The following is a 4119-nucleotide window of genomic DNA, read 5'->3' as shown; positions in this document are numbered from 1 at the left end:
GCCAGCTCATCGGGGTTCAGAACATCGTCGATCGTGATGAGCATGGCAAGGCTTTCCTGGCTTAGAACTTGTACTCGGCAGACAGCACCACCGTGCGACGTGCACCCGGGATGACAAAGCCGCCGTTGTCGTACACAGCGTCGTAATACAGCTTGTCAAACACGTTCTTCACGTTGAGGCGGTAGAGCCACTTGTTGTTGGGTTCGAACTCCACCATGGCATCCCAACGAACATAGCTGGGCGCCGTGTTCGGGTAGTACGCGCCATTGAGCGTCGGCACTGCGCCCGTGCCACTGGGGTTCACGGCTTGCCGATCACCCTTGGCTTCCACGCCGCCACCCACCTTCCACTGGTAGTTGAGCTGATAGGTCGTCCACAGGTTGAAGGTGTATTCGGGCGTGTTGCGTGCACGCTTGCCTGCGTATTCAGGATTGGCCGAGGTGACCACGCCCGTGGTGGCATTGACGTTCTCGGCCACTTCCAGGATCTTGGCGTTCATGAAGGCCACACCGGCGAACACTTCCCAATCGTCGCTCACGCGGCCCGCTGCTTCCAGCTCCAGGCCGCGCGTGCGGCGCTTCTTGGTCAGCACGGCTGCGGTGGATTCCAGATCGCCATTGCGCTCCCAATCCTTGGTCGCCTGGTAGACGGCTGCACGCAAGGCCAGATCGCCGTCCATGAGCATCCACTTGGCACCCAGCTCCAGCACCTCGCTGCGCTCAGGCGGCAGGGGCGTCACGGTCAACTGATACAGGTCGGCTGTGGGGCTGAATGAATCGCTCCAGCCCAGGTAGTAGTGCGTGTCATCGCTGGGGTGGAAGGAAATGGCACTGCGGTAGCTGTTCTCGCCGTATTTCAGGCTTGGCGAGGTGGCACTGCTGTACTTCGCATCCATCTGATCGCGGCGCACACCCAGCGTGGCCTTCCACTGAGGGATGAACTCCACCGTGTCTTGCGCATAGTAGGCGTAGGAATCGCTGGTAAAGGCCGTGGCCGTGCCAGTTGTCGCTTCCTGATAGGGGCGGAAATCCGGCGCCGTGTTGGTGCCGAAGTTTTGTAGGGCTTTGCGGAAGCTGTCTTCACGCAAGAACTCCAGACCCGTGATCACCTCATGCTTCATGCCCGCCAGATCAAACTTGCTGGACAAGTCAGATTGCAGGGTGATGGTGCGGTAGTCCAGCACACGCGCCTGGTTGCCACCCACGGCACCCACGGCATCAGGCTGGGTCGTCAGGCTCGGCGTCTTGGCCCAGTAGCTGCGCTTGTAATCGGCGCTGCGCAACTGCGTGCGCAACTGCGTGCTCGGCGTCAGGCGGTACTCGTTGACCAGCGTCGTGATGCTGGTGTCGCTGTCGTCAAAGGTCTTCTCGTTGCCGAAGTAGGTGCTGGCGGGCAGCGCCTGGCCAGGCTTGCGTGTGCTGGCATCGAAGGAGTTGCCGTAGTCGGGGTTGTCTCGACCATAGGCGGTGTAGTGGTTGAGCCAGAACTGGTTGTCCGTGTTGAGATTCAGCCCCAGGCTAACCGCCAGGCCTTTGCGATGGATCTCAGGCTCGGTTCCGGTTGTGGGGTTGCTGCGCCAACTGCCCTCATCACGTTGCATGGCATTGACCCGGATGGCCGTGTGCTCGTTGATCACCTTGTTGAGATCTGCCGTGGCTTCCTGATACTTGTTGGTGCCGATGCTGCCTGTGAGCTTGTACTGATCACGGCTGAGCGGGGTCTTGCTGACCTGGTTGATCACGCCACCAGCCTGGCCGCGCCCGAACAGCATCGCCCCTGCGCCGCGCAGCACATCGATCTGTTCCAGGTTGAAGGTCTCGCGGTTGTACTGAGCCGTATCGCGGATGCCATCGAGGTACATGTCCCCGAAGGTGTAGAAGCCGCGCAGGTTCATGTTGTCGCCGGAGCGCCCGCCTTCCGCGGCGTTGAAGGACAAGCCGGAGACATTGCGCAGCGCTTCTTTCAGGGAGCCCACTTGCTGCTGCTCCATGATGCTCTTGGTGACCGTGGTCACGGCCTGCGGCACGTCGTGCGGATCCTGCAGCACCTTGCCCACGCGCGTGGTCGTGGCTCGTGCGCCATCGGGCTTTTCAACATCAGCCTGCACCTTGACGGGCGCCAGTTCCTTGGCCTTGGCTGGCGCGCTTTCTTCAGCCAGCACGGGCGATGACAGCGGGGCCAGACCTGCCATCATGAGTGCGCCCAAAGGCAACAGGCTCTGATGGCCGGTACGTTTTTTCTTGCATTGAGACATGGTCAGTCAATCCTGATAGGTAAAGTCAAATTGGCTGGCTGGCTCGTGCAAGAGGCTTGCGACTGGCTGGCTGCATGGAAACGGAAAAAGGAAAAGGTGAGCCTGATTACTTGGTGAGAATCAGCTTGTCGTGGCGGGTGATGCGCAAGCGGTATTCCTCGCCCAGATGCTGGATGATCAGCTCGCGCTGACCGTCAAACAGCTGCTTGCTGTCGACACGAATGAGCGGTGTCACCACCTGCGGCTCGTCGTGTGCGGATGTGGGTTCGTTGACCTGATTCATGGTGCTGCCAAGGCCGGATCGGTGACAAAGCCAATCTTGCTCAAGCCTTCGCTGGCTGCCAGCGACATGACTTGTGCCACCTTTTCATAAGGCGTGGTGCGATCGGCACGAATGTGCAACTCGGGTTGAGGCTGCACCGCAGCCGCATCCTTCAAGCGCGACTTGAGGGCGTCCATCTCGACAGCGGCGCCGTTCCAGAACAGATGGTTCTCGGCATCAATGGCCAACTGCACATGATCGGGTTTCGTGATGTTCAAGGCCGAGCTGGCCTTGGGCAGATCCACCTTGACCGCATGCGTGAGCATGGGCGCCGTGACGATGAAGATCACCAGCAGCACCAGCATCACGTCAATGAGCGGCACCATGTTGATCTCGGCCAGAGGGGCGTTGTCCTCTTCGCCTTCCAGGCTTCCGAATGCCATGTTCGAGCTCCTTTCAGCGAGCGCCTTGAGCGCGCGTCAGGTCGATGACCTTGTCGCTGCTGTTGCCCGTGTCGTTCATGCGTGGCGAGGCCTTGATGCCTGTGGCCATGAAATTGAAGACGTCATAGGCAAACGAGTTCAAACGTGACATCAGGTTGCGGTTGAGGCGCGCAAACGAGTTGTAGGCAATGGCCGCAGGAATGGCCACGGCCAGACCGATGCCGGTCATGATCAATGCCTCCCCCACGGGGCCCGCCACCTTGTCCAGCGTGCTCTGCCCTGTCAGGCTGATGGCAGCCAGGGCGTGATAGATGCCCCAGACCGTGCCGAACAAGCCCACGAACGGCGCACTGGATGCCACCGTGGCCAGGAAGGATTGGCCGAACTCCATGTCGGACTTGTCTTCTTCAATGGCACGGCGCAGGGCCCGCGTCAGCATTTCATCGGGTGCGCCAGCGTCGATCAGGCTGGCGGCCTCCTGACGGCGGCTGAGGTGATCCAGCGCAGAAAATCCGTGATGCAACAGATGCGAGAAGGGGTCAGCAGAGCCCTGCGTCTTGATCTGGCGAGACACGGCATCGAGATTGGGCGCGTCCCAGAACGACTTCAGAAACTGGCGGCTCTTCTGGCCTACCCGGTAGCCCTGAATGCTCTTGGTCACGATCAGGTACCAGGACGCCACCGAGCCGATCAGCAAGATGCTCAACACGACACGCGCAACCAGGTCCAGATGAGCCCAGAAATGGGCCAGGTCAAGTGATTCATTCATGGCAAGTCATTCCTTGAGACTGAAAACAATGGGCACGATCACCCAGTCGGCAACCGCCTCCGCACCGCGTCGTGCGGGTGTGAAGCGCCAGCGGCGTACCGTGGCCATCGCGGCCTTATCGAGCCGATCGTGGCCAGAGCTGCTGGCGAGCTCCACCTTGCCGGCCAGGCCTGAGGCCTCAACGTAGACGTTCAACTTCACCGTGCCCTGCTCACGCTCATGGCGAGAGATCGGCGGATAGGCGGGCCTCGGGTTGTCCAGGTAGTCGGCATCAAACCTGGGCGCAGTCGAGACAGGATTGGGGGCAGGCGCCGCGTGCGCCACAGGAGCCGCCACAGCGGGCGCTGGAGGGGTGTTGATGGGGGGCAGCGGCGCGGGCGGCACGGCGCGC

The 4119-nt window shown here is 61.0% G+C and carries 5 protein-coding genes; all 5 read right to left on the bottom strand.

Features of this window, described 5'->3' with window-relative positions:
• Nucleotides 1-61: 61 nt before the first annotated feature.
• On the bottom strand, nt 62-2254 hold the full coding sequence (locus EPO09_RS02500; protein ID WP_290639827.1) for a TonB-dependent siderophore receptor: 2193 nt from the start codon (nt 2252-2254) through the stop codon (nt 62-64).
• A 106-nt stretch (nt 2255-2360) separates the two neighbouring features.
• The gene (gene hemP / locus EPO09_RS02495; RefSeq protein ID WP_290639826.1) at nt 2361-2537 is read right to left on the bottom strand and encodes a hemin uptake protein HemP; all 177 of its coding nucleotides are present in this window, start codon (nt 2535-2537) and stop codon (nt 2361-2363) included.
• Nucleotides 2534-2959 (bottom strand): biopolymer transporter ExbD, encoded by a 426-nt coding sequence (locus EPO09_RS02490; RefSeq protein ID WP_290639824.1) that lies wholly within the window; start codon nt 2957-2959, stop codon nt 2534-2536. Before EPO09_RS02490 ends, hemP begins: the two co-directional genes overlap by 4 nt.
• Nucleotides 2960-2972: 13 nt before the next feature.
• Nucleotides 2973-3728 carry a MotA/TolQ/ExbB proton channel family protein gene (locus tag EPO09_RS02485; RefSeq protein WP_290639822.1) on the bottom strand — a complete coding sequence of 252 codons (756 nt, stop codon included), beginning with the start codon at nt 3726-3728 and terminating at the stop codon, nt 2973-2975.
• 6 nt (nt 3729-3734) lie between these two features.
• The coding region (locus EPO09_RS02480; RefSeq protein WP_290639820.1) for an energy transducer TonB at nt 3735-4119 on the bottom strand (385 nt) is incomplete at its 5' end.

Origin of the sequence: Aquabacterium sp., from assembly GCF_004297345.1 — a bacterium.
GTDB lineage: Bacteria > Pseudomonadota > Gammaproteobacteria > Burkholderiales > Burkholderiaceae_C > Aquabacterium.
Note: the sequence above shows the minus strand (reverse complement) of the source record. Positions and strands in the feature narration are given on the sequence as shown.

Excerpts from the sequence above, each read along its gene's own strand:
- hemP (WP_290639826.1), bottom strand. The coding sequence starts at position 2,537 with ATGAATCAGGTCAACGAACCCACATCCGCACACGACGAGCCGCAGGTG.
- EPO09_RS02490 (WP_290639824.1), bottom strand. The coding sequence starts at position 2,959 with ATGGCATTCGGAAGCCTGGAAGGCGAAGAGGACAACGCCCCTCTGGCC.
- EPO09_RS02485 (WP_290639822.1), bottom strand. The coding sequence starts at position 3,728 with ATGAATGAATCACTTGACCTGGCCCATTTCTGGGCTCATCTGGACCTG.
- EPO09_RS02500 (WP_290639827.1), bottom strand. The coding sequence starts at position 2,254 with ATGTCTCAATGCAAGAAAAAACGTACCGGCCATCAGAGCCTGTTGCCT.